Consider the following 26748-nt stretch of genomic DNA (forward strand, 5'->3'; position numbering starts at 1 on the left):
TGTGCTAGGGGATAGGTAAAGGCAAGAAAACATCTTTTGTTCTACTTGCACGCTCTTGTGAACGGCTTTTATTTTGTTTTTGTTTGCGCTAACAGGTCCGCACGACGCTTAAACATCGCAACTCAGGATGAACTCACATGGTTTCGCGCGTTATTCCGGTCGACCCCTTCGATCTAGTGATTTTCGGCGGCACGGGCGACCTGGCCCGCCGCAAAATCCTGCCGGGACTGTTTCGGCGTTACTGCTCCGGCCAGATGCCCGAGAACGCGCGCATCATCGGGGCGGCACGCAGCGATATGGAGGCCCATGATTATGCTGCCCTGGCGGCAGAGGCGATCCAGGAATTCGGCGGCGGCAAAGCCTGCGAAGACGGAACGCTGGAAAAGTTCCTGACGTGCCTCGACTACGTCACCATCGACGCGCGCGGCGACAGGGGATGGAGCGAATTGCAGGCGCGCGTGGCTGGCAAAGATCGGATCGAAGCCTTTTATTTCTCGGTGGCACCCTCGCTCTTTGGCGACCTGGCCGAACGGTTGCAAAGTCATGGCATGGCGGACTCAAAGGCCCGTATCGTTGTCGAAAAACCCTTCGGGCGCGATCTCGCATCAGCGCAGGCCCTGAACGCCACCCTGGCAAAGTATTTCGACGAGAAACAGATCTACCGGATCGACCACTACCTCGGTAAGGAGACGGTTCAGAATCTGATGGCCGTGCGGTTCGGCAATATGTTGTTCGAGCCGCTGTGGAACAGCCAGTTTGTCGACCACATCCAGATCACCGTGGCGGAAACCGTCGGGGTTGGCGGACGTGGGGAATACTACGACAAGTCCGGCGCGATGCGCGACATGGTGCAAAATCACCTGATGCAGCTTTTGTGCCTGATTGCGATGGAACCGCCTGCACGGTTCTCTCCCGATGCGGTGCGCGACGAGAAACTGAAAGTCATCCGTGCGCTGGATCCGGTAGAACCGCATCACATCGTCCGCGGCCAGTACGACGCGGACCCGGATGATCCCGACGCCATGCCGGACTACCGCACCGCGGTCGACAACCCGAGATCCAAGACAGAAAGCTTTCTGGCGCTGAAGACCCATATTGCAAACTGGCGGTGGGCCGGCACCCCGTTCTATCTGCGCACCGGCAAGCGGCTGTGCGCCCGGTCGTCGGAAATCTCGATCGTGTTCAAGGACACGCCGCATTCGATCTTTGGCGAAGAGGCAGGGAGGCACCGCAATGTGCTCTCCATCCGTTTGCAACCCAACGAAGGCATCACGCTGGGCGTGACCATCAAGGAACCGGGGCCGGGGGGGATGCGTCTGATCGACGTGCCGCTGGACATGAGTTTTGCCGATGCGCTCGGGCCGGACGGTGCAGAACATGTCGATGCCTACGAGCGTCTGATCATGGATGTGATCCGGGGCAACCAGACCCTGTTCATGCGCGGTGACGAGGTTGAGGCCGCCTGGGCCTGGACCGATCCGATCATCGAAGGCTGGACAAAGCGCGGCGATGTGCCCAAGCCTTACGACAGCCACGGCGCAGGGCCGGATACCTCCACTCAGCTGATGCGGCGTGATGACCGGGAATGGCGGGAGATCACACCATGAATTTCATCGAAAACGCAGATCGCGACATGGCGATCATGAATGTGGCGCATGCGCTGACGAGCGATTTGCGCAAGTGCCTGTTGCGGCACGAGTTCGCGAGTTTTGCCGTGCCGGGCGGCACCACGCCGGGCCCGGTTTTCGACGCGATGAGTTCGGTCGAAATCGACTGGTCGCGCGTGCACGTGATGCTGACAGATGAACGGTGGGTTCCCGAAGACCATGCGCGATCCAACGCCGGGCTGGTGAAATCCCGTTTGCTGACAGGGCATGCCGCAAACGCCCGCTTCATCTCCTTTTACCGCGACGGGATGACCGCGCAGGCGGCAGCACCCGATGTCTCGGCGGCCTTGGCCGGGGAGATGCCGATATCGGTGCTGTTGTTGGGGATGGGAGCCGATATGCATACCGCCTCTCTCTTCCCGCGGGCACCGGGCTTGAAAGAAGCGATGGCGCGTGATGCCCCGCTGCTCTGTGCTGTCTCGCCGCCGGACCAGCCGGAAGAGCGTGTCTCTCTCAGTGCACAGGCACTGGACGGTGCGATGGACAAGCATCTGGTGATTTTCGGAGATGACAAACGGGCTGCACTGGAGCGCGCGATGACCTTGCCCGCGCTTGATGCTCCCATCGGCGCGGTGATCAAGGGAGGAACGGTGCATTGGGCAGCATGACGCCACATTGGGACAGGCTGCGGGCGCGTTTTGAGGCGACGCAAGACCGGTCCATCCTGTCGCTTTTCGATCAGCCGGGGCGGGCGACATCCTTCAACGCCCAGGCCGGCGATATGCTCTTTGACTATTCCAAAACCAATATCGACGCTGACACGCGCAAAGCGCTCTTTACACTGGTGGAGGCCGCAGAAGTCGCGGCAAAGCGCGACGCGATGTTTTCCGGTGCCCCGATCAATGACACCGAGGGGCGCGCGGTACTGCACACCGCCTTGCGCAATCTCGATGGCGGGCCGGTCCTTGTCGACGGGCAGGATGTCATGCCCGGCGTGCGCGATACCCTGGCGCGCATGCGGTCTTATGCCGATCTCGTCCGCAGCGGCCCGATCACGGATGTCGTCAACATCGGCATCGGCGGGTCGGATCTGGGTCCCGCGATGGCGGTGGCAGCTCTTTCTCCCTATCACGACGGACCAAGGTGCCATTTTGTGTCCAATGTCGACGGGGCCCATATCGCCGATACCCTGCGCGGATTGGATGCGAAGACGACGCTGGTGATTGTCGCCTCGAAAACCTTCACGACAATCGAGACCATGACAAATGCGCGCACGGCAAAGGCATGGATGCAGGAGCACGGCGGAGACGCGGCGTCTCAGTTTGCCGCGCTCAGCACGGCCGAAGACAAGACCCGGGACTTCGGCATTCCGGCAGAACGCGTCTTTGGTTTCGAGGATTGGGTCGGCGGGCGCTATTCAATGTGGGGGCCGATTGGCCTCTCGCTGATGATTGCCATCGGCCCCGCTGCCTTCGACGCGTTCCTGCGGGGCGGGCAGGCGATGGATACCCATTTCCGGCAGGCTGATGTGTCCGAAAACCTGCCGATGCTGCTGTCGTTGGTCGGCATCTGGCATGCGCAGGTGTGTGGCTATGCCAGCCGGGCCGTCCTGCCCTATGATCAACGATTGTCGCGCTTGCCGGACTATTTTCAGCAACTGGAAATGGAATCGAACGGCAAGGGCGTGCAGATGTCGGGCGCGGTGGTCGACGTCGACAGCGGGCCGATTGTCTGGGGCGCGGCGGGCACCAACGGGCAGCACGCCTTCTACCAGCTGATCCATCAGGGAACGCGGGTGGTGCCCTGCGAATTCATGATCGCCGCGGACGGGCACGAGCCGGACCTGATGCATCACCACCAATTGCTGGTTGCCAACTGTCTGGCGCAATCCGAAGCGCTGATGCGCGGGCGGTCTCTGGACGAGGCCCGCGCGAAAATGGAGGCGGCGGGTTTTACCGGGGAGGAGTTGGAAAGACAGGCGCGCCACCGGGTGTTCGCCGGGAACCGCCCATCGGTAACGCTGGCCTATCCGACACTTGATCCCTTTACCCTCGGGCAGATCATCGCGCTCTATGAGCACCGGGTGTTTGTGGAAGGCGTTATTCTGGGCATCAATTCCTTTGACCAGTGGGGCGTTGAGCTGGGCAAGGAACTGGCGACATCGCTGCAACCGATCGTGGAAGGGGAGCAGGACGCTTCCGGCAAGGACGGATCGACCAAGGCGCTGGTCGACTTCATTCACCGTCATCAGGCGTGAGTGATGGTTGCGGGCGATTCCGCGCTTTGCGCCGTCATCGGGAGATGCCTGACGATGTGAACCGCCGTCAGGCGTCGGGCCGTGCCCCGTCCACGGCGAGAAACCGGCTCTTGACCGGATCGGGGATCGGAAAACGGGCCGCTCCGTCATGGGTCAGCAGCACCAGCACGCAGTGAAAGGTGGCGCGCAACGTGCCCCCGGACCAGAGCGTCTGGGCCAGTGTGAAGGATGTGTTCCGAAATGCCGTGCAGCCACAGGTCACGACGTAATCCTCATCCATCACCATCTCCTGCCGGTAATGAATCTCGCCCGAACGGATAACGATGCGGGGGTCACCGCCGCTGCCCATGTAGCGCGACAGCCCCCAGTCCTGTGTGTACCGGATACGCAACCGCTCGAACCAATGCATGTAAACGGCGTTGTTCACATGGTTGAGGACGTCAAGTTCGGAAAACCGCACCCGGTCGGCCATGGCGAGCGGTGCAGGGGGTGTGATGCCCAGATCGGATTGTGCCTCAGCCGAAAGCGGGGTGTGATAAAGCAAGGTCATGCGGATGCACTACGCGCTGCGGGCTTTTTTGCCAAGGCTTGCCAGAAAGTGCCACAGCAGGCACGGTAGCACCTGCGGTGGCGCCTGACGCGTATCGAGATCGCAAGACCTGTTGGAGATGCCGATGCTAGGCCAGATGATGACCGCGCCCCTGTTGATTTCCTCGCTCATCGATCATGCGGCAAGGTACCATGGCGACACGCACATCCATTCGGTAAACACGGGCGGCGGCGAAGAGACTGTGAGCTGGCGCAGTGTGTCCCGGAACGCCAAACGGCTGGCCTCCGCCCTTGCGGCGCTTGGACTTGAGCCCCAAACCCGCTGCGGCACGATTGCGTGGAACAACCGCCGGCATCTGGAAATCTACTTCGGGGTGTCGGGCGGCGGCTATGTCTGCCATACGATCAATCCGCGCCTGTTTCCCGAACAGCTGGTCTATATCATCAACCACGCAAGGGACGAGGTGCTGTTCATCGACAGTACATTCGTTCCGCTGGTCGCGTCGATCCGGGATCAGCTGGTTACTCTCAAACACATTGTGCTGCTCGAAACGGACGCGCGGGCCGCGCAAGAGACGCTGCCGGAGGTCATCGCCTACGACGATCTGATCGGACAGGGTGATCCGGAATACGCATGGCCCCAGTTTGATGAGCTGACGGCCTCCAGCCTGTGTTACACCTCCGGTACGACGGGCAACCCGAAGGGCGTTCTGTTTTCGCACCGCTCCACGGTGCTGCACAGTTTCGCGTGCAACCTTGCCGACAGCATCGGATTTTCCGCAATGGATGTCGTTCTGCCTGTCGTGCCGATGTTTCACGTCAATGCATGGGGGTCGCCCTATGCCTGCGCGATGGTCGGGGCACGACTCGTCCTGCCCGGGCCGGGCCTGGACGGTCCGTCGCTGGTGGAGCTGATCGACCGTCATCAGGTGACCATCGCCCTCGGCGTGCCCACCATCTGGCTGGGTCTGCTCGGCGAGGCCGTCAAGGCAGGCAGTACGCTGCCAAGTCTCGAAAAAACGGTGGTGGGTGGTTCCGCCTGCCCACCCTCGATGATCGAAGCCTTCCGGGAGCGCCACGGCGTGGAAACCATTCACGCATGGGGCATGACCGAGATGTCGCCCATCGGCACCGTCAACCAGCCGCTGGCCAAACATCTGGACCTGGAACTGGATGCCCTGCACAGACTGCGCGAAAATCAGGGGCGGCCCCCCTGGGGTGTTGAACTGGCTGTCGCCGATGATCAGGGCCGGTTCTTGCCGCACGACGGCAAAACGCAAGGGGAGCTGCTGGTGCGCGGCCATTTCATTCTGGACGCCTATTTCCGGTCAACCCGCGAAGAGACCCTGCAGGACGGCTGGTTCAACACCGGCGACGTCGCCACGCTGGACGCCGACGGCTATCTGACCATTCGCGACCGGTCCAAGGATATCATCAAGTCAGGCGGGGAGTGGATCAGTTCGGTGGAGCTGGAAAACATCGCCATCGCGCACCCTGATCTTGCGGATGCAGCGGTGATCGGGGTGCAGCATCCCAAGTGGGATGAGCGTCCGGTCCTGGTTGCCGTGTCGGCAGGCACCATCCCCCCGTCCATCGGGAAGGTATTGGAAATCTATGACGGCAAAATCGCCAAGTGGCAGATCCCCGACACTGTTGTCTTTACCGAAGCGCTGCCGCGCAACGCGACCGGAAAGGTCCTCAAACGTGACTTGCGGGACACGTTTCAGAACATCTTGATGCAATAAACCTCTGTTAACTCTTATCTCGCAGACTTGGACGGGAAAGTATGCAACCAGAGGGGCAAACGTGCCCTTCGGTGCTCTTGTTGCGTGCAGAGCCTCAAACCCTTGTCGGAGTTCCGCCATGAAACTGTCTGCGATGATCCTCGCTGCCCTTCTTCCCACCACGGCACTTGCCGGTCCTGATCGCCTGTCGATTTTGCTCGGGTCGGAGCATGTCAATGCAACCGAAGATTTTCAGGAATTCAACCCGGGCGTCTTTCTGACCTGGGAACAGGAAACCTTCGACTACAGCGTGGGCGCTTTCTACAACAGCTATGAAGATGTTTCGGTACTGGCCTCAATCGGCTACGATGTTGAGGTTGCCCCGGAATTCGAGGTTGGTGTTTTTGCTGGTCTGGCACTCTATCCGGGCGAGGGCGACCGGTTCAGCCATGCGATCGGCGACGTCGTTCCCCTGGCGGGTTTTCAGGCGCGGTACAGAAACTTTTTCACGCAGCTGATCCCGACAAACGCGGATTCCGTTGATGCGGTGATTACCTTTGGCCTGACGTTCGAGCTGAACTAGCCGTGTCCCCGCCCGAGCGGTGCACTTTCTGGAGCGGGTAACGAGAATCGAACTCGTAACTTAAGCTTGGGAAGCTCGCGTGATACCTTTTCACCATACCCGCGCTCTGCCGGTGAGATATTGGCTTCCCCAGGAAGCGTCAAGGTCCGTCAGCCGGCTTTGGCGCGCGCCTGAAAGAAATTGATCTCTGCCGGGATCCGCACGCCCTGCGGTGTCTCAAAACTCCGGAAGGCGTCCTGAACCCGCGCGGCAATGGCCCGGGCGTCTTCGTCCGACGCTTCAAAATGCGCAACCGTGCGTGCCGCGGGGCCGACGCGCGTGGCCATTTGAGAAACCTGACTCGGCGGGCCGGGGGGTGTGAGGTGGAGCGCAACGACATCGGCGTCGATTGCCGCAAAGCCAGCCTCCGTCAGGATTGCCAAAACCCGATCCACATCGCGGAACGCAAAGGGACCAGGTTCGTCCGGGTCCACGGCCGGTGGCGCACCCAGCTGGGCTTTCGCGGCCTGCGCGGCAATGGTGAACCAGGGGTTGTTGGGGATCTGCCCCCAGGAGGCGAAAGTCACCCTGGCACCGGGCTTTAAAGATGAGGCGATATTTGAGAATGCGGCAACGGGATCCGAAAAGAACATGACGCCAAACCTGGAAATCATGTGATCGAAAGTGGCGGTGTCAAAAGGGTGCTCGGCGGCATCGGCCAAGGCGAAGGTGAGCTGTGCGATGCCAGCGGCCCGCTTGTGCGCCTGCGCCAGCATGGTCGGAGAAATATCAGCGCCCAGAACGAAGCCTGACGCGCCCACCGCATCCGCCGCTTGCAGGCTGCTGGCGCCGGTGCCGCACCCGATGTCGAGAACCCGCTCTCCCGGTTGCAAATCCGCCCGCGCCAGCAGGCCCGACAACACCGGCTGCATGAAGGCATCCAGCATCTCCTGCTGCTCTACCCATTTGTGACCGGCGTCGCGGGTCCAGAATTCGGCCTGGTCTGCATTGGACGACGTCATGCGCGGCGTCTCCTTCTGCGCCCGCCACCCGAGCCATCATCCGCGCCGCCACCGCCCGTGTTGAAGGTCTGGTTTGGCAGCGTCACGATGGAGTTCAGAATCGGGAAGGGCTCCACCGCGTTCGGAATGGCGGAGGCATTGACGAAATGTTCCTGAAAGCGGGGCTCGATTGCGGTCTCGACCTTGTGGATCGCGCGCACGGTGGCTTCGATCTCGGCGCGCGAGGCGGTGTTCAGCAAGGCGATACGCGCGCCTGTACCCGCCGCATTGCCGGCGGAAGTGACCTTGTCCAGCGGCGCATCCGGTATCATGCCCAGCACCATCGCGTGTTTCGGCGAGATATGCGCCCCGAAAGCACCGGCCAGCACGACGCGGTCAACCTTGTCGACGCCAAACTTGTCCATCAGCAGCCGCGCGCCGGAATAGAGCGCCGCCTTGGCCATCTGGATTTCACGGATGTCCCGGTTGGTGATGGTGATCAGGGGGCCCCCCGACGCCGTCCCATCGTAGACAAGGTAGGAATTGGTGCGCCCATCCTGAAAACAGCGGTCCGAGCCGGTCTGTTCTGCCGAACCGATCAGGCCGGGGGCATCGACAATGCCGTTGAGCCGCATCTCCGCCACCATTTCGATGATGCCCGACCCGCAGATGCCGGTCACCCCGGTGGCGGCGATCATCTCGTTGAACCCGTCTTCGTCGGACCACATGTCTGAGCCGATTACCTTGAACCGCGGTGCCTTGGTCGCCGGGTCGATCTCGACCCGTTCAATGGCCCCCGGCGCAGCGCGCTGTCCCGAACTGATCTGCGCCCCTTCGAAGGCGGGACCGGTGGGCGATGAACAGGCAAGCACCTTGTCCTTGTTGCCCAGCAAAATCTCGGCATTTGTACCGACATCGACAACCAGCACCAGATCGTCGGATTTATCCGGCGCTTCTGACAGGGCGACGGCGGCGGCATCGGCCCCGACATGACCGGCGATACACGGCAGCATGTAGATACGCGCGGAGGGATGAATGTTCAGGCCCAGATCATCGGCCCGCAACCGCAGCGCATTGTTCGTCGCCAGAGCGAAAGGCGCCTGTCCCAATTCGAAGGGGTCAATCCCCAAGAGCAGGTGGTGCATGACCGGGTTGCAGACAAATACCGCATCCACGATCAGCGATTTGTCGATCTGCGCCTCGGTTGCGATCTGGGTGAAGAGGGCGTTCATGCCTTCCCGCACGGCGCTGGTCATCTCCTCCGCACCCCTCGCGTTCATCATGGAATAGGACACCCGGCTCATCAGGTCTTCGCCAAAACGGATTTGCGGGTTCATCACACCGGAGGAGGCGAGCACTTCACCGGTCTGCAGATCGCACAGGTGAGCAGCAATTGTGGTGGAGCCCAGATCAACCGCAAGGCCGTAAACCGTGCCGTCGTAATAGCCCGGCCAGATGTTCATGATCCGGGGTTTGTTTTCGGCATCGCCCAGATGCACGGCAACGGTCACTTTCCATTCGCCCTTGCGCAGGATCGGCTGCATCATCTGCAGGATGTGCAGGTCCGCCGTGATCTCGGCCAGGTCCCATTGCGCGTGCAGCGCATCGCGCAGTCGCTCCAGATCCCCCGACGGATCGTGCATATCGGGTTCGGCGACTTCGATGTAGTAAAGCTTCGTAGACGGGTCGAGGATGATCTCGCGCGCCTCGGCGCGTTTGCGCACGACCTGCTTGTGCACCTGGCTTTCAGGCGGCACGTCGATGACGACATCCGCCTGAACCGTCGCCTGACAGCCCAGACGGCGCCCCTCTTTCAGACCACGTTTGTCCTTGTAGCGCTGCTCGACCTTGTTCCAGTCCGACAGGGCGTCTTCCTTGACGGTCACCCCGTGCTTGGAGAATTCGCCGTAGCTCGGCGTGATCTGACATTTCGAGCAGATCCCGCGTCCGCCGCAGACTGAATCGAGGTCCACGCCCAGTTGCCGGGCCGCTGTCAGAATGGGCGTGCCCACGGCGAAACGGCCGCGCTTTCCGGACGGGGTGAACACCACGAGAGGATCAGTCGTCATAGAGTTGAGGTACCTGTATCAATGCGTTGCGGTCAGCATATCAGTCACGGGGCCAAGGGAAAGCCAATCCGCGTCACATAATGCAGCGCGGGCGGCATCCATGCGCCCCGGTGTCAGTCGCGCCGTCCCGCATGGTGGATGAAACCGAGAGTGTTCAGCAGGAGTTGCGCCGCCAGAATGGAGGTCGAGCCGGTCGGATCATAGTCGGGGGCCACTTCGACCAGATCGATGCCGACAACCTTGTGAGACTTCGCGACGCCCTGCAGCAGTTCCAGCACCTCGTAATAGAGAAAACCACCATGGCTGGGTGTGCCGGTGCCCGGCGCGATGGAAGGGCAGAAAGCATCGATATCGATGGTGATGTAGACGTCGGCGCCGCGGGGCAGGGTGCTCAGCACGCCCGCGGTACACATCTGGCGCGCTTGCCGGACAGAAATGATCTGCGACCCCATGGCGCGGGCATCTTCGTAGCCTTCGCGGGCAGTGGAGCTGACGTTGCGAATGCCAACCTGGGTCAGCCCGGTAACATATCCTTGCTCGGCCGCCCGGCGCATCGGGTTGCCGTGACCATGGCGGACGCCGTGGCGTTCATCGACAAAGTCCAGATGCGCATCGATCTGCAAGACGTGAAAATCGCCCCCGCCATGTTCCGGCCCGCCGAAGGCCCGGATGCAGGGAATGTTGATCGAATGATCCCCCCCGATCACGACGGGCAAGGCATCGGCTGCAAGGATCGCCCGCACGCCGAGCTCGATATTGGCGTGGCTTCTTTCGGTATCCGTATGCACGATATCGGCGTCTCCGATATCAACGATGCGCACCTCGGCGGGCAGGTAAGTTGCATCGTCCTCATGATCGTAGGCACCGGCGTGGCCAAAACTGAAGAGCGTCGAGGCATCGCGCACGCCACGCGGGCCAAACCGCGCACCCGCGCGCCACTGCGTGCCGGCATCGAAGGGCGCGCCCAGCACCGCCACATCGGCGTCTATGGCCTGCCAGTCCTCGACAAACGGACGTTTGCCAAAGGTCGTAATGCCCACAAACGGCAGATCGAGCCTGCCCGCGTCATAGCCATGCCCACTCACCGGAAACTCCTCGTTGTTCTGCGCTGCAACAGCTTGAGACCTGCAATCGGGCTTGGCAATGGGCTTGGCCCGGATTCGCCCTGATTTTGCCCCTTTCCATTTTTGGCCCGGCGTGAAATAGGAAACTGCCAAATGAGACACTCCCAAAGCGAGGTTGCTATGGAGATTCGTGAGGCCCTTACCTTTGATGATGTGCTGCTGGTGCCGGGGGCGTCCTCGGTCCTGCCGTCCACGGCCGATACCCGCACACGCGTGACCCGCGCGATATCGATGAACATCCCGCTGCTCAGTTCTGCCATGGATACGGTGACCGAGGGACGCATGGCGATTGCCATGGCGCAGGCAGGCGGCATCGGCGTGGTGCACCGCAACCTCAGCATCGAAGAGCAGGCCCGTGAAGTCCGCCGGGTGAAGCGGTTCGAGAGCGGGATCGTGTACAACCCGATCACGCTGCGCGCCGATCAGACTCTGGCCGATGCCAAGGCCCTTCAGGAACGGTACCGCGTGACCGGTTTCCCGGTTGTGGACGATGCGGGACGTGTGGTCGGCATCGTGACCAATCGCGACATGCGGTTTGCCAGCGATGACAAAACACCCGTTTCGGTGATGATGAGCTCGGAGAACCTGGCGATCCTGCAGGAGCCTGCAGACCGCGAAGAGGCCATCAGCCTGATGAAGGCGCGCCGGATCGAAAAACTGCTGATCACCGACAAGGCTGGCAAGCTTACCGGGTTGCTGACACTGAAAGACACCGAACAGGCCGTGTTGAACCCGACCGCCTGCAAGGATGCGCTGGGTCGGTTGCGGGTGGCGGCGGCGACCACCGTGGGCGACGCCGGGTTTGAACGGTCCGAGGCGCTGGTGGATGCGGGCGCGGATATGATCGTCATCGACACGGCACATGGCCACTCCGAAGGGGTCGCGGCAGCTGTGCGCCGCGCCAAGGCGCTGTCCAACGAGGTGCAGATCGTCGCTGGCAACGTGGCCACCGGCGAGGCCACACGCGCCCTGATCGACGCCGGCGCGGACGCGATCAAGGTCGGCATCGGGCCGGGTTCGATCTGCACGACCCGCATGGTTGCGGGTGTCGGCGTGCCGCAACTGACCGCGATCATGGATTGTGCGGCTGCCGCCGGGGAGATACCGGTGATCGCGGATGGCGGCATCAAATTCTCCGGCGATTTCGCCAAGGCGATTGCGGCGGGTGCGTCCTGCGCGATGGTTGGCAGCATGATCGCAGGCACCGACGAAAGCCCCGGCGAGGTGATCCTTTACCAGGGCCGGAGTTTCAAAAGCTATCGCGGCATGGGCAGCCTGGGTGCGATGGCCAGCGGCTCTGCGGACCGGTATTTCCAGAAAGATGCCGCGAGCGACAAGCTGGTTCCCGAAGGCATCGAAGGGCAGGTGGCCTACAAAGGCAGTGCCGGGGCGGTCCTGCACCAGCTGGTCGGCGGTTTGCGGGCGGCCATGGGATACACCGGTTGCGCAACCATCGATGAGATGCGTACCAACTGCCATTTCGTCAAAATCACCGGGGCCGGTCTCAAGGAAAGCCATGTGCATGACGTTCAGATCACCCGCGAGAGCCCAAATTACCGGGCAGGCTGAAGATGCGATCTGACCCGGTCCACCTCCTGCGTGCCGTGCGGCGCGACCCATGACGCCGGGCGCGCGGGTAGCGGCCGCCATCGACGTGCTCGACGTAATTCTTGCGGGCGCCGCCGCCGAACAGGCGCTCACACGATGGGCGCGGGGCAACCGCTTTGCAGGATCGAAAGACCGTGCGGCAATACGCGATCACGTCTTTGACGCGCTGCGCTGCAAGCGCTCTGCCGCGGCCCTCGGGGGGGCGGAAACCGGCCGCGCGATTATGATCGGCCTGTTGCGTCAGCAGGGCGCGGATCTTGCGGCCCTCTTCTCTGGCCAGGGTCATGCCCCCGCACCGTTGGACGAAGCGGAACGGGAGCACGGTACGCCGCCCCTTGAAAAGGCCGATCTGTGGAACCTGCCGGAGTGGCTGGTGCCTGCGTTCGAGATCAGCCTCGGACCGGATGCATCAGACGCGGCACGGAGCCTCCAGTCCCGGGCGCCGGTGAGCTTGCGCGTCAACACGCGGCGGATGACACGGGACGCCGTAATCACCGCGTTGGCGAACGAAGGCATCCACGCGGACCCGAACCCGCTGTCGAAAACCGCCGTCACCGTTGCAGATGGTGCGCGCCGCGTGCGGGCTTCGCGTCTTTTTCAGGACGGTCTGATCGAACTTCAGGACGCGGCGTCGCAGGAAATCGTGGCGCTGTTGCCCGAAGGTGGCAGGTGTCTGGACTATTGTGCGGGCGGCGGCGGCAAGGCGCTTGCGATGGCCGCCGCGGGGCGTCAGGTCGCGGCGCATGATATTGACCCCCGCCGCATGCAGGATTTACCCGCCCGCGCGCGCCGGGCGCAGGCCACCATCGACCAGATCGACACGGCGTCTTTGGAGGCCACCGCGCCCTTCGATGTTGTGCTGTGTGATGCGCCCTGCTCGGGCAGCGGGTCATGGCGGCGCGCCCCACAGGCGAAATGGCTTTTGACACCTGAGAGGCTGGAGCACCTGATCCGGCTTCAGGACGATATTCTGGATCAGGCGATCGGCTTGGTGACGCCGAAGGGCTGGCTTGTTTACGCCACATGCTCCCTGCTCACATCGGAAAACGAAGACCGCATCGCGGCCTTTCTGGACCGGCATGATGACTGGATTTGCACCTTCCAACGCCGTTTCAACGTGACGGATAACGGGGATGGTTTCTTTACAGCACACTTGACGCGCGCTTAATGCTCGGCATACTCAACCTGCACGAGCATTACCTGACGTGGTTAAGCCAAGATTAATACATCAGGCGCGTTAATGCGGAAGCGATTCGAAACTTCTGGGAGCCTGATTTTGCCGCGTAACGCATTGTCCCCCTCAAAACTGACCCGCTTTGCCGTGAACTCACAAAGACGCATGGGCACTCTTGTTTTGATGGGCGTTCTGATGGGGGTCCTGGCCCTGGCCTCACCGGACTTGCTGGCTCGCCGGGCGTTGTTCGCAGCTTCGCTGTCCCTCATCGTGCTCAGCTGCATACTGATGTCGCTGGCGCAGCGCCACAAGAAGAAAAACGCGGCAACCATTTCGCTCCTGTCCGACTTCATCAGCAAGGACTCCTCGCCCAGTTTTCTCACCGACAAGGAAGGTGAAATCCTGTCATCGAATGTTGCCGCGCGCAAACGTTTTGCCAAGGACATCGAAGACACGATCAGTGGTACTTTGAAAAATACGCTGGCCAACCCCAGCGGGATCATATTCCGACTGCAAACACGTGCAGAGCTGGAAGGTGCAGCGCGCGAAGACATGGTAACGCGGAAGGGCCATATCCGGCTGGTCGTCCACCAGACGGGTGAAGAGAGCTTTTTGTGGCGGCTCGAAGACGTGCCGGTTGCCGCGCAACAAAACGAAGGCCCAACACTGCCGATGATCCTGATTGGCCGTACGGACGCTGTTTTGTATATGAACGAACCTGCGCGAAAACTGGCGGGCGGACGCATCAAGACCCTGGACCGGTTGTTTAAGCAGCTACCGATCATTCCCGGGACCGTCTGCGATATCACCGGCGTCGAAGGACCAACGCGCGCCTTGGTCAGTGAGGTGGATGGCGGGGCGGGCCGACGGGCGCTCTACCTGCTGCCGCCCGGCACAGAGACGATGGCCAAGGACGGCTGGAACGTGTTTCAGGATCTGCCGGTGCCGCTGCTCAAGGTCTGTCCGGACGGGCGTATCCAGTCCTACAACCGTCTGGCGGCGGGGCTGATCGGCGTTTCCCTGAAAGACGAAGTGCATCTTTCCGACCTGATGGAAGGGTTGGGGCGCTCCATCACAGATTGGCTGACCGAGACGCTGGCGGGCCGCGCGACACAGCAATCGGAGTTTCTGCGGCTCAAGCGCACGGATAAGGAAGTCTTCGTGCAGGTGACCCTCAATCGCGTGACGGAAGAGGGAAAACCGGCGCTGATCGCGGTGCTGAATGACGCAACCGAGCTCAAGTCTCTCGAAGCGCAGTTTGTGCAGAGCCAGAAGATGCAGGCGATCGGGCAGCTGGCGGGTGGTGTTGCGCATGACTTCAACAATCTGCTCACCGCGATTTCAGGGCACTGCGACCTGCTGCTGCTGCGCCATGACCAGGGAGATCCGGATTTCAGCGATCTGGTCCAGATCAATCAGAACGCGAACCGCGCCGCAGCACTTGTCGGCCAGTTGCTGGCCTTCTCGCGCAAACAGACATTGCGACCCGAAACGCTGGACATGCGGGACACGTTGTCCGATCTGACCCATCTGCTGAACCGCCTTGTCGGCGAGAAAATCACGCTCACCCTCAGCCATGACCCGGTGCTGGAACCCATTCGGGCGGACAAACGCCAGCTGGAACAGGTTCTGATGAATCTGGTCGTGAACGCGCGCGATGCGATGCCCCAGGGTGGGCAGATTCGCATCGTGACGGAATGCACCGATCTGGAAAAACCGCTGGAACGTGACCGCGTCAGCGTGCCACCGGGCCGGTACGTAACCGTCCAGGTTTCCGATGAAGGCGTCGGCATCCCGTCGGACAAGCTGCAAAAGGTGTTCGAGCCCTTTTTTACAACAAAGAGGACGGGCGAGGGGACCGGTCTGGGCCTGTCCACCGCCTACGGCATCATCAAGCAAACCGGCGGATATATCTTCGTTGACAGCACGGTGGGGTCGGGCACCTGCTTCACCCTGTATTTCCCCGTTCTGGAGCCCTCGGAGACAGCTGCGCCGGTAGAGCGTCAGGTGACTGCTAAACCCACCGGCAAACACGGGGATGGCGTGATCCTGCTTGTCGAAGACGAGGCCCCGGTGCGGGCTTTTGCCAGCCGGGCGCTGCGGTTGCGGGGCTACACCGTTCTGGAAGCGGATTCCGCCGAAGCCGCCCTCAAAACCCTCGAAGACTCAACGCTCAACGTCGATGTATTCGTGACCGACGTCGTCATGCCCGGCATGGACGGACCGAGCTGGGTGCGCGAAGCACTGAAAGAGCGGCCCGGCGTCCGGGTTGTTTTCGTTTCCGGCTATGCCGAAGACAGCTTTGGCGAGACGCAGATCAAGATACCGAATTCGGTTTTCCTGCCCAAACCGTTCTCCCTGAGCGACCTGACAGACACGGTGCACCAACAGCTTCACTGATCCTTGGTGGCGCATAAAACGCGCCCGTTTTCAATGCTTTGCACGGCCGGAAACCGGTCCGTCCCGATGGCGCTCGGATACGGGTCACCGGGACATAACCTTCCGAGCAGTTTCCCTTAGGCGGATCAGAAAAAAACGCAGCGGGACCGTCAGGATAGCTGATATCCGCCCCGGTCACGAAAACAACTCAGCCGATTTAAACCACTCCTTAACCAGATTCGTAAAATGATGAATTAGCGAAATTTTGATTGAAATGTTCTCCTTTTGATCTCATAAGGAACGTAATGAGAACATTTTAGGTCCGAAACACCGGCACTCATTGCCGAGTTTCGCGAAGTATGACACTAAGGGGAAACATAAATGGCAACGGCAGATTTATTGAGCATGGATAGCAAGAAGACAGCAGACAAACAGAAAGCGTTGGATTCCGCGCTGGCGCAGATTGAACGTCAGTTCGGCAAGGGTTCGATCATGAAGCTGGGTCAGGAAGGGGCTGTGCAGGACATCAAAGCCAGTTCGACGGGCTCTCTAGGTCTGGACATTGCCCTGGGCATCGGCGGTCTGCCGATGGGGCGGATTGTCGAGATTTACGGCCCGGAAAGCTCCGGTAAAACCACGCTGACGCTGCACTGTGTTGCCGAACAGCAAAAGGCGGGCGGCGTCTGTGCCTTCGTGGATGCAGAACACGCGCTGGACCCGACCTATGCCAAGAAGCTCGGCGTCGATCTCGACGAATTGCTGATCAGCCAGCCTGACACGGGTGAGCAGGCGCTGGAGATCACCGATACGCTGGTGCGCTCCGGGGCCGTGAATATGGTGATCGTGGATTCCGTGGCCGCCCTGACCCCCAAATCCGAACTCGAAGGGGATATGGGCGACAGTTCGGTCGGCGTGCAGGCCCGCCTGATGAGCCAGGCGATGCGCAAGCTGACCGGGTCGATCAGCCGCAGCAATTGCATGGTGATCTTCATCAACCAGATCCGTATGAAAATCGGCGTGATGTTCGGCTCTCCGGAAACGACCACCGGGGGCAACGCGCTGAAATTCTACTCCTCCGTTCGCCTCGACATCCGCCGCATCGGCGCGCTGAAGGACCGTGACGAGGTCGTGGGCAACCACACGCGTGTGAAAGTCGTCAAGAACAAGGTGGCCGCGCCCTTCAAGCAGGTTGAGTTCGATATCATGTATGGTGAGGGCATCTCAAAAATGGGTGAGCTCCTCGACCTCGGCGTTGCGGCCGGTGTTGTCGACAAATCCGGATCCTGGTTCAGCTATGGCGATGAACGGATCGGGCAGGGGCGTGAAAACGCCAAGGGTTTCCTGCGTGAGAATGTCCAGATGGCTCTGGAGATCGAAGATAAAATCCGCGCCGCACATGGGCTGGACTTCGATATGCCAGAACATGAGCGCAAGGAAGACGACGACATCCTCGAAGCGTAAGCGCTTCATCCTGGACGATTTTGAAGGGCGTGCCGCAACGGTGCGCCCTCATTGCATTTTAAACCCCTTTGAGACGTGGACAGCCGGAAGCTTGGGGGCTATTTGGTCTCAACCATGAACTTCACGCTCAAAGGCCCGGCCCCATGCAAACGCTGAACGATATCCGCTCCACGTTCCTGTCCTATTTTGACAAGCAGGGCCATGCGGTTGTGCCGTCGAGCCCACTGGTACCGCGCAACGATCCGACCCTGATGTTCGTGAACTCGGGCATGGTGCAGTTCAAGAACCTGTTCACGGGAGTGGAAACACGCGACTACAAGCGCGCGACAACCGCTCAGAAATGCGTACGCGCCGGCGGCAAACACAACGATCTGGACAACGTGGGCTATACCGCGCGGCATCATACGTTCTTTGAAATGCTGGGGAATTTCAGCTTTGGGGATTACTTCAAGGAAGACGCCATCCCCTTTGCCTGGAACCTGATCACCGGTGAATTCGGCATCCCCAGGGACAGGCTGTATGTCACGGTTTATCACACCGATGACGAAGCCTTTGATATCTGGAAGAAAGTCGGCGTGCCGGAAGAGCGGATCATCCGCATCGCCACTTCAGACAATTTCTGGCAGATGGGCCCAACCGGTCCGTGCGGGCCCTGCACCGAGATCTTCTACGACCACGGCGATCATATCTGGGGAGGGCCCCCCGGCAGCCCGGAAGAAGACGGGGACCGGTTCATCGAGATCTGGAACATCGTTTTCATGCAGAACGAACAGTTCGAAGATGGCTCGATGATCGATCTGGACATGCAGTCGATTGATACCGGCATGGGCCTGGAACGTATTGGCGCGCTGCTGCAGGGCAGTCATGACAACTACGACACCGATTTGTTCAAGTCGCTGATCGAGGCCTCCGCCCATGCGACCGGCGTCGATCCTTACGGTGCTCAGAACGTGCACCACCGCGTGATCGCCGACCATCTGCGCTCCACATCCTTCCTGATGGCAGACGGGGTTATGCCCTCGAACGATGGGCGCGGTTATGTTTTGCGGCGCATCATGCGCCGCGCGATGCGTCATGCGCATCTGCTGGGCGCCAAGGACCCGGTGATGCACCGGCTGGTACCGGCCCTTGTGCAACAGATGGGCGGTGCCTATCCGGAGCTGGGTCAAGCCCAGTCCATGATCGAGCAGACCCTGCTTCAGGAGGAAACGCGGTTCCGCCAGACGCTGGATCGTGGTCTCAAACTGCTCGACGACGAACTGGCCAGCCTGCCGGAAGGCGCAGACCTGCCAGGCAATGCGGCGTTCAAGCTTTACGACACCTACGGATTTCCCCTCGATCTTACGCAGGATGCGCTGCGCGAAAAGGGCCGGGGCGTGGACACCGATGGCTTTGATGCCGCCATGGCAGAACAGAAGGCCAAGGCCCGCGCCGCGTGGTCCGGATCCGGCGAAGCGGCGGACGCCACGATCTGGTTCGACGTGGCCGATCAGCACGGGGCGACGGATTTTCTGGGCTACGATGCCGAAACGGCCGAAGGCGTGGTGCTGGCGATCATCGCGGATGGCGGGGAAATCCCTGCTCTGGATACAGAGGGCGGCGCGGCCTGGGTGGTTTTCAACCAGACCCCGTTTTATGCCGAATCCGGCGGGCAGGTTGGCGACCAGGGGTACATTCGCATTCGTGAAGGGACACATCAGGCAGAGCACATGCGTTTTTCCGGCCATGTGAGTGACGTCCAGAAGCGCGGCGGCGGCCTTTTTGCCCACTACCTGACGGTTGAGACCGGCCGTCTGAACGTGGGGGATGCCGTGCAGCTTGAGGTCGATCACGCGCGGCGCACGGCAATTCGCGCCAATCACTCGGCCACGCATTTGCTGCACGAGGCGCTCCGCGAGGCCCTGGGCGATCATGTTGCGCAGCGCGGGTCACTGAATGCCAGCGACCGCCTCCGGTTTGATTTCAGCCATACCGACGCGCTCACCCCGGAGCAGCTGATCAAAATCGAGGCGGATGTGAACGACTACATCCGTCAGAATGCACCGGTTGAGACCCGGATCATGACGCCCGATGACGCGCGCGCGATGGGCGCACAGGCGCTTTTTGGTGAGAAGTACGGCGATGAAGTGCGTGTTGTCTCCATGGGCCGCAAACGCGGTTCCGGCAAGGGGCCGGAGGGCGATACCTATTCGCTGGAGCTATGTGGCGGTACGCATGTGCGCCAGACCGGCGATATCGGCGCATTCGTGACCTTGGGCGACAGCGCAAGCAGTGCCGGCGTGCGCCGGATCGAAGCGCTGACAGGGGCTGCCGCCGTGTCTTATCTGCGTGCTCAGGAGCAGCGGCTGGCCGAAGTTGCGCAGGATCTGAAAGCACAGCCTGCGGATGTGCCCGAAAGGGTGCGGAGCCTGATCGAGGAACGCCGCAGCCTGAGCAACGAAGTGGCGCAGTTGCGCCGCGAACTGGCGATGTCCGGCGGCAGCGGAACGGCTGCTCCCGAGAGCCGGGACGTGGGAGGTGTCGCCTTCACGGCGCAGGTTCTTTCCGGTGTCACGGGGCGGGATCTGCCCGCGCTTGTCGATCAGTTCAAAGAGAAAATGGGCAGCGGCGCTGTATTGCTGATCGCGGATGCGAATGGCAAGGCAGCGGTGGCCGCCGGGGTCACGAAAGACCTTGTCGAGAAAATCTCGGCCGTCGATATCGTCAAGGCTGCGGTCGCCGAGCTTGGCGGCAAGGGCGGGGGCGGACGTCCCGATATGGCGCAGGGCGGTGCCAGGGACGCGCAGAACGCGGCGGCTGCGATTGCCGCCGCCGAAGGCATATTGAGAGGATAGGACCCATGGGAGCACTTTGGATCGCACATGTCACCGTCACCGATGAGGAGGCTTATGGCAAATACGCGGCGCTGGCGACCGAGGCGATTGCCGATCACGGCGGTGTTTTCATTGCCCGTGGTGGCCGCTTCGTCCAACTGGAGGGGCAGGCGCGTCCCCGCAACGTGGTGGCGCGGTTTCCCGATGTCGAAACAGCTGAAAAATGCTATCGTTCAGAGACCTACCAGCGGGCATTGAACCACGCGCGCGACGCCAGTGAACGCGAGTTGATGATCATCGAGACCACCGAATAGCCAAGCGCCGCACTGTCAGGGCGGCCCTTTCACACAGCTCTTTAAAATCCGTTAGCTGGCGCGCGCCATGCGTTTGCGCTCATGCGGATCGAGGTAGCGCTTGCGCAGCCGGATCGCATTTGGCGTCACTTCGACCAGTTCATCGTCGTCGATATAGGCGATGGCTTCTTCGAGCGACAACGTGATGGGGGTTGTCAGGCGAACCGCCTCATCGGTCCCGGACGCCCGCACATTGGTCAGTTTTTTGCCTTTGAGCGGGTTCACTTCCAGATCGTTTTCACGACTGTGTTCACCAATGATCATGCCGGTGTAGACATCTGCCTGCGCACCGATCAGCATCCTGCCGCGTTCTTCAAGGTTCCACAGCGCGTAGGCCACCGACGTTCCGTTTTCCATCGAAATCAGGACGCCCGCGCGACGCCCCGGGATCGCGCCCTTGTGCGGCGCCCAGTTATGGAAAACCCGGTTCAGCACGCCCGTACCGCGCGTATCGGTCAGGAATTCACCGTGATACCCGATCAGCCCGCGTGACGGCACATGGGCCACGATCCGGGTTTTGCCGGCCCCTGCGGGCTTCATCTCGACCAGTTCACCGCGGCGCACACCGGTGATCTTCTCGATCACGGCGCCGGAGTATTCGTCATCCACGTCGATGGTGGCTTCCTCGATGGGTTCATGACGAACCCCGTCAATGTCCCGAAACAGCACCTGCGGACGCGAAATGCTCAGCTCGAACCCTTCGCGGCGCATGTTCTCGATCAGCACCCCCATCTGCAACTCGCCGCGGCCAGCGACCTCGAAAGCCTCACCGCCCGGGGTGTCGCTGATCTTGATCGCGACGTTGCTCTCCGCTTCCTTCATCAGCCGTTCGCGGATCACCCGTGACTGAACCTTCTTGCCATCACGACCGGCCAGCGGGCTGTCGTTGATGCCGAAGGTGACCGTGATGGTGGGCGGATCGATGGGCTGGGCGGGCAGGGCCTCTGTCACCTGGGGTGCCACGATACTGTCGGCAACGGTCGCCTTGGACATGCCCGCAAGGGTCACGATATCCCCCGCTTCGGCCAGATCGATCGGCTGCTGCGTCAGCCCGCGAAACGCGAGGATCTTGGTGATGCGGAAGTTCTCAACGAGGCTGCCATCGCGGGACAGAGCCTTGACGGTTTCACCCGCCTTCAGCGTGCCGGATTCAACCCGGCCCGTCAGAATACGGCCAATGAACGGATCGGCGCCCAGCGTTGTCGCCAGCATCCGGAAAGGCGCATCGCGTTGCGCCACCTGTGCCGGGCCGGGCACGTGATCGACGATCAGGTCGAACAGCGCGGAAAGATCCGCCCGTGGTCCGTCAAGTTCCATATCTGCCCAACCGCTGCGGCCCGATGCATACATGGCGGGGAAATCAAGCTGGTCGTCGTCTGCGCCGAGATTGGCAAAGAGGTCGAAACATTCGTCCAGCGCGCGATCAGGCTCCGCATCGGGCTTGTCTACCTTGTTCAGCACAACGATGGGGCGCAACCCGAGGGCCAATGCCTTTGAGGTCACGAATTTGGTTTGCGGCATCGGGCCTTCGGCCGCATCCACCAGCAGAACAACCCCATCGACCATGCTCAGGATACGTTCGACTTCACCACCGAAATCGGCGTGGCCGGGCGTGTCCACGATGTTGATGCGCGTGCCCTTCCATTCCACCGACGTGGCCTTGGCGAGGATGGTGATGCCGCGCTCGCGCTCCAGGTCATTGCTGTCCATGGCACGTTCAGCCGTGGCCTGATTTTCCCGGAACGTGCCCGATTGCTTGAGCAACTCATCCACAAGCGTGGTTTTTCCGTGATCAACGTGGGCGATGATTGCGATGTTTCGCAGGTCCATGACGAGAGCCTTTAATGGGAGATACCGCGCGATGGCGCATTTGTTGGGGGCGCATACCGTGCCTCCTGACGGAAAGCTAGGGGAAATCTGAAAAGACGCGGCGGTCAGTGTGTGGCGCTGCTGGAAAACAGGTGAATGATCACGATGCCGAGGATGATCAGCGCGAGCCCAAGCAGGGCCGGTGTATCCAGCCGCTGACCAAAAACGACAAAGCCGATGACGGCGATCAGAACGATGCCAAGGCCCGACCAGATGGCATAGACAATACCCACCGGCATTAAGCGAAGCGCCAGCGCGAGAAGGTAAAAGGAGATGCCGTAGGCCACCACGACCAGCACCGATGGCCAGAAACGGCTGAATTGCGCGCTTGCCTGCAAGGCAGTTGTCCCGATGGTTTCGGTGATGATCGCAAATACAAGGTAGATGTAGTGCATGGGCATGTCGCGATCCTCTGTTCAGAGCGGCAATTCGTGGGTGTCTTTGATCTGTTCCATCACGAAACTCGCCGACACATCCGAGAGCGGGACACGGCGGATCAGCGCCTGATACAGGCGGTCGTAATCGGCCATATCGGCAACCCGGGCGCGGATCAGGTAGTCAAGATCGCCTGTCATGCGGTAGACCCCCAGAACCTCGGGCATGGCGCGGGTGGCCTTCTTGAACATCTCCAGCCAGTCCGGGGCATGCGCGCTGGTGCGGATCATCATAAAGACCATAAGGCCCAGGCCAAGGCTATCGGGATCCAGTAGGGTCACACGGGAGGATATCACGCCCGCGCTCTCAAGCGCTTTGATCCGGCGCCAGCATGCATTCCGGCTCAGGTGCACAGCTTCGCCCAGGGCGTCGAGCGAAATCGAAGCGTCGTGTTGCAAATGGGAGAGGATTCGGCGATCTGTTTCATCAATCGTATGCATATTTTGATGTTATGGTGGAAGATATCTCATCGTCAATCGATTTGACGTAGCACTTTGGGACAACCTCCCTCGACGGTTCGGGTAGAAAGATTGAAACCAGAAGGAGGCTCTCATGTTCCAGCGTATTTTCCTCGCCCATCCGGCAACCGTCGATGAGACATTCATCCAGCATATGTTCTTTGCATTGGGCTTTGCGCTGTCGTTGATCGCCGCGGCGGGTGCGGCGCTTGTGCATGCCTTCGTGCCCTGCCTGTTTGAAAAGACCGCGAGCCGGATCATCACCCGGCTTTACACGCGCATCCACAACCGGGGCCACTGATCTGCCGGTGGGCTGCTTACCTCGGGGCGCCGATCTTTCTGTCTGACATCCTGACGGCGCCCGCCCATTCGCTGATCAAGCAATCGCGCGCGGCCACCGAATGCAAGACAGCGATCAATGCTGACGGGTTTGGGCTGGCATGGTACGACAAGCGGCCTGAACCGGGCCTTTACCGCGATGTCTACCCGGCCTGGTCGGACCCTAACCTTGCCGCATTGGCCGATCAGGTGCAATCGCCGCTGTTTCTGGCGCATGTGCGCGCCTCGACCGGTACCGCAACCAGCCGCAACAACTGCCATCCGTTCGTACAGGGGCGCTGGTCTTTCATGCACAACGGGCAGGTGGGCGGATTCGATCGGTTCCGCAAATCCGCGGACATGCTGATCGATGACGCCCATTACCCCGATCGCCGCGGCGCCACGGACAGCGAGGCGCTGTTCCTGATCGCCTGCGGCCTCGGACTGGACAAGAACCCGCGTCGCGCGCTGGAAGCCGCCGTCGGTCAGTTGCAGTCGATGGCGGCGCGTAACGGTTTTCAGGGGCCGCTGATCCGCTGCACGGCGGCGCTGTCGGATGGCGAGACACTTTACGCAATCCGCTACGCCTCGGATCACCTTGCGCCATCGCTCTACTATCAGTGGCATGAAACCCGGCGCGGTTGGGCTGTGGTCTCCGAACCCTACGAAGAGGATACGCAAGAATGGCACGCGGTCCCTGCGGGGAGTTTCTGCCGCTTCACCGAGGACGCGGTTGAGATTTCGGATTTTGCGCCAACGGGTTCGGCACAGGCCGCATGACAAAAAAGGGCCGCGTCTCCGCGGCCCTTTTGCATCTGTGGGAGGCGAAAGCCTCAGCCGGCAAGCGCCTTGTTGAGGTTTTCGTCGACTTTTTCCAGGAAGCCCATCGTCGTGAGCCACTTTTGGTCCGGTCCGACCAGCAGGGCGAGATCCTTCGTCATGAACCCGCTTTCCACCGTGTCGACGATGACCTTTTCCAGTGTTTCGGCAAAGTTCATCAGCGGCGCATTGTCGTCCAGTTTCGCGCGGTGCTTGAGGCCGCCGGTCCAGGCGTAGATCGACGCGATGGAGTTGGTGGAGGTCTCCTCACCTTTCTGGTGCTGGCGGTAGTGACGCGTGACGGTGCCGTGGGCGGCTTCGGCCTCGACGGTCTGGCCATCGGGTGTCATCAGCACCGACGTCATCAGGCCCAGCGAGCCAAAGCCCTGCGCCACGGTGTCGGACTGCACGTCACCGTCATAGTTTTTGCAGGCCCAGACATAGCCACCGTTCCACTTCATCGCGCAGGCGACCATATCGTCGATCAGGCGGTGTTCGTAGGTGATACCAGCAGCCTTGAACTTGTCTTCGAACTCCGTCTCGTAGATGTGCTGGAACAGCTCCAGGAAGCGCCCGTCATATTGCTTGAGGATTGTGTTTTTCGTCGACAGATACACCGGCCAGCCAAGCGACAGGCCATAGTTCATGGACGCACGCGCGAAGTCGATGATCGACTGGTCGAGGTTGTACATCGCCATCGTCACACCGGCGCCGGGCGCGTCGAAAACTTCCTTTTCGATCTCGGTGCCGTCTTCGCCGACGAACTTGATGGTCAGCTTGCCCTTGCCGGGGAATTTGAAGTCGGTCGCGCGGTACTGATCGCCGAAAGCGTGGCGGCCCACGACGATGGGCTTGGTCCAGCCGGGCACAAGGCGCGGCACGTTCTTGCAGATGATCGGCTGGCGGAAGATCACGCCGCCAAGGATGTTTCGGATGGTGCCGTTGGGCGAGCGCCACATCTGTTTCAGGCCAAACTCCTCGACCCGGGCCTCGTCGGGCGTGATGGTGGCGCATTTCACCCCGACGCCATGTTCCTTGATGGCGTGGGCTGCATCGACAGTGATCTGGTCGTCCGTTTCGTCCCGGGCTTCGATGCCAAGATCGTAGTATTTCAGATCCACGTCCAGGTAAGGCAGAATGAGTTTTTTCTTGATGAAGTCCCAAATAATGCGGGTCATTTCATCGCCATCGAGTTCGACGATGGGATTATCCACCTTGATCTTGGTCATGGAGCGCTCCTGTTAAAGAAATTCGAGTCAGATTGCGCGCGGTGTAGCGTAGTTTCCCGTCGCAGGGAAGCCGGTATACGAATGTATACTGAATTCATCCGCGATATGATCTGAAAGGCGCCGTGTCAGAGGGTAAAAAACCGGCGCAGCTGCGGCAAAAGCCAGGTCCACAGACCCGGTGCACCGCGTTTCACGGGTGTACCGACCCGGGCTTCGAGCTGGTCGAACGTCACGTTGTACTCCGTCCATGACCCGCCCCCGTTGGCAAGGTTACCGATCGGCGTCTGAACGCGGTCAATGGATTTCGCAAAGATGGCATCCGGTGTTTCCGCAGCCTCGAACTCATCCCACAGTGCCCTGAAATGCTGCGCCTGATCAGCTGGCAAAAGACCAAAGATGCGATCCGCCGCCGCTTGTTCCTCTGCCGCCATGGCGTCCGCATCGACCTGCCCGTGGATCGGATTGTCGCCCGCGTCGATTTCCACCATGTCATGCAGCAGCAGCATCTTGATCACCCGGTCGATCTGCACCTCGGGGCCAGCCTGATCTGCCAGCACGAAGGCATACAACATGACATGCCAGGAATGCTCGGCCGAGTTTTCGAACCTGCTCGCATCGTGAAGACGCGACGCGCGCATTACCGATTTCAGTTTGTCGGCTTCGCTCAGAAACGTGATCTGACGTGTCAGCCGGTCGCTCATTCTTCGGGCGGCGCCAGCGTCTTGGCCATGTCGTCTTTCAGCGTTTTCAGCAATTCCCGCGCCCGCTGCTCGGCGCGTCGGACGCGAACAGCGGTCAGGTAGGCTTCTTCCATCGTCTGGGACGAGCCGCCGATAGTGTCCGCAACACGCTGAACAAACGCATCGTCGCCCGTGGCGTTGATGATTTTCAGGCTTTCGAGCGCCAGTTCGTCTGCAACGTCTTCGACGATTCCCATAA

At 61.0% G+C, this 26748-nt stretch carries 23 protein-coding genes and 1 tRNA gene; 13 read left to right on the top strand and 11 right to left on the bottom strand.

Going from position 1 to position 26748, the window contains the following annotated elements; translation table 11 throughout:
- Positions 1 to 137: 137 nt before the first annotated feature.
- Genes zwf through pgi form a run of 3 tightly spaced genes read left to right on the top strand, consistent with a single transcriptional unit; the run spans position 138 to position 3864 of the window.
- A complete protein-coding gene (zwf, locus tag KX928_RS13835; RefSeq protein WP_219503557.1) occupies positions 138 to 1607 on the top strand; it encodes a glucose-6-phosphate dehydrogenase in 1470 nt (489 codons plus the stop codon).
- A complete protein-coding gene (gene pgl, locus KX928_RS13840) occupies positions 1604 to 2275 on the top strand; it encodes a 6-phosphogluconolactonase (RefSeq protein ID WP_219503559.1) in 672 nt (223 codons plus the stop codon). Before zwf ends, pgl begins: the two co-directional genes overlap by 4 nt.
- Positions 2272 to 3864 (top strand): glucose-6-phosphate isomerase, encoded by a 1593-nt coding sequence (gene pgi, locus KX928_RS13845; protein ID WP_219503561.1) that lies wholly within the window; start codon positions 2272 to 2274, stop codon positions 3862 to 3864. Before pgl ends, pgi begins: the two co-directional genes overlap by 4 nt.
- A gap of 67 nt (positions 3865 to 3931) precedes the next feature.
- On the opposite strand, the gene KX928_RS13850 is transcribed toward pgi, so the two are convergent.
- On the bottom strand, positions 3932 to 4414 hold the full coding sequence (locus tag KX928_RS13850) for an acyl-CoA thioesterase (RefSeq protein WP_219503563.1): 483 nt from the start codon (positions 4412 to 4414) through the stop codon (positions 3932 to 3934).
- Between the two features lie 124 nt (positions 4415 to 4538).
- On the opposite strand from KX928_RS13850, the gene KX928_RS13855 reads away from it, so the two are divergent.
- Complete coding sequence (locus tag KX928_RS13855; protein ID WP_219503567.1) at positions 4539 to 6158, top strand: long-chain-fatty-acid--CoA ligase; 1620 nt, start codon at positions 4539 to 4541, stop codon at positions 6156 to 6158.
- A gap of 118 nt (positions 6159 to 6276) precedes the next feature.
- Complete coding sequence (locus KX928_RS13860) at positions 6277 to 6720, top strand: hypothetical protein (protein WP_219503569.1); 444 nt, start codon at positions 6277 to 6279, stop codon at positions 6718 to 6720.
- Positions 6721 to 6749: 29 nt separating this feature from the next.
- Here KX928_RS13860 and KX928_RS13865 read toward each other — a convergent pair.
- From KX928_RS13865 to speB, 4 genes are all read right to left on the bottom strand, one after another.
- Positions 6750 to 6823, bottom strand: a tRNA-Gly gene (locus KX928_RS13865).
- Positions 6824 to 6869: 46 nt separating this feature from the next.
- Positions 6870 to 7721: a class I SAM-dependent methyltransferase gene (locus KX928_RS13870; protein WP_219503571.1), complete on the bottom strand. Its 852-nt coding sequence runs from the start codon at positions 7719 to 7721 to the stop codon at positions 6870 to 6872.
- A complete protein-coding gene (locus tag KX928_RS13875; protein ID WP_219503573.1) occupies positions 7718 to 9769 on the bottom strand; it encodes an ASKHA domain-containing protein in 2052 nt (683 codons plus the stop codon). The genes KX928_RS13870 and KX928_RS13875 overlap by 4 nt, the downstream gene beginning before the upstream one ends.
- A gap of 113 nt (positions 9770 to 9882) precedes the next feature.
- Positions 9883 to 10854 carry an agmatinase gene (gene speB / locus KX928_RS13880; protein ID WP_219503860.1) on the bottom strand — a complete coding sequence of 324 codons (972 nt, stop codon included), beginning with the start codon at positions 10852 to 10854 and terminating at the stop codon, positions 9883 to 9885.
- Positions 10855 to 11013: 159 nt separating this feature from the next.
- Between speB and guaB the strand changes: the two genes are divergently transcribed.
- From guaB to KX928_RS13910, 6 genes are all read left to right on the top strand, one after another.
- Positions 11014 to 12462 (top strand): IMP dehydrogenase, encoded by a 1449-nt coding sequence (gene guaB / locus KX928_RS13885; RefSeq protein ID WP_219503575.1) that lies wholly within the window; start codon positions 11014 to 11016, stop codon positions 12460 to 12462.
- A 49-nt stretch (positions 12463 to 12511) separates the two neighbouring features.
- Positions 12512 to 13669, top strand: coding sequence for an RsmB/NOP family class I SAM-dependent RNA methyltransferase (locus KX928_RS13890; protein ID WP_219503577.1), 1158 nt, complete (start codon positions 12512 to 12514; stop codon positions 13667 to 13669).
- A 72-nt stretch (positions 13670 to 13741) separates the two neighbouring features.
- Positions 13742 to 16075 (top strand): ATP-binding protein, encoded by a 2334-nt coding sequence (locus KX928_RS13895; protein WP_219503580.1) that lies wholly within the window; start codon positions 13742 to 13744, stop codon positions 16073 to 16075.
- A gap of 360 nt (positions 16076 to 16435) precedes the next feature.
- Positions 16436 to 17515, top strand: a complete 1080-nt coding sequence (gene recA, locus KX928_RS13900; RefSeq protein WP_219503582.1) for a recombinase RecA — start codon at positions 16436 to 16438, stop codon at positions 17513 to 17515.
- A 143-nt stretch (positions 17516 to 17658) separates the two neighbouring features.
- Positions 17659 to 20349: an alanine--tRNA ligase gene (alaS, locus tag KX928_RS13905; RefSeq protein WP_219503584.1), complete on the top strand. Its 2691-nt coding sequence runs from the start codon at positions 17659 to 17661 to the stop codon at positions 20347 to 20349.
- Between the two features lie 5 nt (positions 20350 to 20354).
- Positions 20355 to 20642 carry a DUF1330 domain-containing protein gene (locus KX928_RS13910; RefSeq protein ID WP_219503588.1) on the top strand — a complete coding sequence of 96 codons (288 nt, stop codon included), beginning with the start codon at positions 20355 to 20357 and terminating at the stop codon, positions 20640 to 20642.
- A 51-nt stretch (positions 20643 to 20693) separates the two neighbouring features.
- Here the strand turns inward: KX928_RS13910 and typA are convergent, their stop codons facing one another.
- The 3 genes from typA to KX928_RS13925 form a co-directional block, all read right to left on the bottom strand.
- A complete protein-coding gene (typA, locus tag KX928_RS13915) occupies positions 20694 to 22511 on the bottom strand; it encodes a translational GTPase TypA (RefSeq protein WP_219503592.1) in 1818 nt (605 codons plus the stop codon).
- Between the two features lie 104 nt (positions 22512 to 22615).
- Positions 22616 to 22951, bottom strand: coding sequence for a DMT family transporter (locus KX928_RS13920; RefSeq protein ID WP_308342329.1), 336 nt, complete (start codon positions 22949 to 22951; stop codon positions 22616 to 22618).
- Positions 22952 to 22966: 15 nt separating this feature from the next.
- A complete protein-coding gene (locus KX928_RS13925; protein WP_219503594.1) occupies positions 22967 to 23425 on the bottom strand; it encodes an Lrp/AsnC family transcriptional regulator in 459 nt (152 codons plus the stop codon).
- A 112-nt stretch (positions 23426 to 23537) separates the two neighbouring features.
- On the opposite strand from KX928_RS13925, the gene KX928_RS13930 reads away from it, so the two are divergent.
- Together KX928_RS13930 and KX928_RS13935 are read left to right on the top strand one after the other, a co-directional pair.
- Positions 23538 to 23744 (top strand): DUF6356 family protein, encoded by a 207-nt coding sequence (locus KX928_RS13930; protein ID WP_219503597.1) that lies wholly within the window; start codon positions 23538 to 23540, stop codon positions 23742 to 23744.
- Positions 23744 to 24541, top strand: a complete 798-nt coding sequence (locus KX928_RS13935; protein WP_219503866.1) for a class II glutamine amidotransferase — start codon at positions 23744 to 23746, stop codon at positions 24539 to 24541. Before KX928_RS13930 ends, KX928_RS13935 begins: the two co-directional genes overlap by 1 nt.
- Positions 24542 to 24594: 53 nt before the next feature.
- Here KX928_RS13935 and KX928_RS13940 read toward each other — a convergent pair whose 3' ends face one another.
- From KX928_RS13940 to KX928_RS13950, 3 genes are all read right to left on the bottom strand, one after another.
- On the bottom strand, positions 24595 to 25809 hold the full coding sequence (locus KX928_RS13940) for an NADP-dependent isocitrate dehydrogenase (protein WP_219503599.1): 1215 nt from the start codon (positions 25807 to 25809) through the stop codon (positions 24595 to 24597).
- Positions 25810 to 25934: 125 nt separating this feature from the next.
- Entirely contained in the window at positions 25935 to 26510 is a 576-nt protein-coding gene (locus KX928_RS13945; RefSeq protein WP_219503615.1) for an HD domain-containing protein, read from the bottom strand.
- Entirely contained in the window at positions 26507 to 26746 is a 240-nt protein-coding gene (locus tag KX928_RS13950) for a hypothetical protein (protein WP_219503618.1), read from the bottom strand. The genes KX928_RS13945 and KX928_RS13950 overlap by 4 nt, the downstream gene beginning before the upstream one ends.
- Positions 26747 to 26748: the final 2 nt, after the last annotated feature.

This window comes from Roseobacter insulae (assembly GCF_019375555.1).
GTDB lineage: Bacteria > Pseudomonadota > Alphaproteobacteria > Rhodobacterales > Rhodobacteraceae > Roseobacter > Roseobacter insulae.

Excerpts from the sequence above, each read along its gene's own strand:
- zwf (WP_219503557.1), top strand. The coding sequence starts at position 138 with ATGGTTTCGCGCGTTATTCCGGTCGACCCCTTCGATCTAGTGATTTTC.
- pgl (WP_219503559.1), top strand. The coding sequence starts at position 1,604 with ATGAATTTCATCGAAAACGCAGATCGCGACATGGCGATCATGAATGTG.
- pgi (WP_219503561.1), top strand. The coding sequence starts at position 2,272 with ATGACGCCACATTGGGACAGGCTGCGGGCGCGTTTTGAGGCGACGCAA.
- KX928_RS13850 (WP_219503563.1), bottom strand. The coding sequence starts at position 4,414 with ATGACCTTGCTTTATCACACCCCGCTTTCGGCTGAGGCACAATCCGAT.
- KX928_RS13855 (WP_219503567.1), top strand. The coding sequence starts at position 4,539 with ATGCTAGGCCAGATGATGACCGCGCCCCTGTTGATTTCCTCGCTCATC.
- KX928_RS13860 (WP_219503569.1), top strand. The coding sequence starts at position 6,277 with ATGAAACTGTCTGCGATGATCCTCGCTGCCCTTCTTCCCACCACGGCA.
- KX928_RS13870 (WP_219503571.1), bottom strand. The coding sequence starts at position 7,721 with ATGACGTCGTCCAATGCAGACCAGGCCGAATTCTGGACCCGCGACGCC.
- KX928_RS13875 (WP_219503573.1), bottom strand. The coding sequence starts at position 9,769 with ATGACGACTGATCCTCTCGTGGTGTTCACCCCGTCCGGAAAGCGCGGC.
- guaB (WP_219503575.1), top strand. The coding sequence starts at position 11,014 with ATGGAGATTCGTGAGGCCCTTACCTTTGATGATGTGCTGCTGGTGCCG.
- KX928_RS13890 (WP_219503577.1), top strand. The coding sequence starts at position 12,512 with ATGACGCCGGGCGCGCGGGTAGCGGCCGCCATCGACGTGCTCGACGTA.
- KX928_RS13895 (WP_219503580.1), top strand. The coding sequence starts at position 13,742 with ATGCGGAAGCGATTCGAAACTTCTGGGAGCCTGATTTTGCCGCGTAAC.
- recA (WP_219503582.1), top strand. The coding sequence starts at position 16,436 with ATGGCAACGGCAGATTTATTGAGCATGGATAGCAAGAAGACAGCAGAC.
- alaS (WP_219503584.1), top strand. The coding sequence starts at position 17,659 with ATGCAAACGCTGAACGATATCCGCTCCACGTTCCTGTCCTATTTTGAC.
- KX928_RS13910 (WP_219503588.1), top strand. The coding sequence starts at position 20,355 with ATGGGAGCACTTTGGATCGCACATGTCACCGTCACCGATGAGGAGGCT.
- typA (WP_219503592.1), bottom strand. The coding sequence starts at position 22,511 with ATGGACCTGCGAAACATCGCAATCATCGCCCACGTTGATCACGGAAAA.
- KX928_RS13920 (WP_308342329.1), bottom strand. The coding sequence starts at position 22,951 with ATGCCCATGCACTACATCTACCTTGTATTTGCGATCATCACCGAAACC.
- KX928_RS13925 (WP_219503594.1), bottom strand. The coding sequence starts at position 23,425 with ATGCATACGATTGATGAAACAGATCGCCGAATCCTCTCCCATTTGCAA.
- KX928_RS13930 (WP_219503597.1), top strand. The coding sequence starts at position 23,538 with ATGTTCCAGCGTATTTTCCTCGCCCATCCGGCAACCGTCGATGAGACA.
- KX928_RS13940 (WP_219503599.1), bottom strand. The coding sequence starts at position 25,809 with ATGACCAAGATCAAGGTGGATAATCCCATCGTCGAACTCGATGGCGAT.
- KX928_RS13945 (WP_219503615.1), bottom strand. The coding sequence starts at position 26,510 with ATGAGCGACCGGCTGACACGTCAGATCACGTTTCTGAGCGAAGCCGAC.
- KX928_RS13950 (WP_219503618.1), bottom strand. The coding sequence starts at position 26,746 with ATGGGAATCGTCGAAGACGTTGCAGACGAACTGGCGCTCGAAAGCCTG.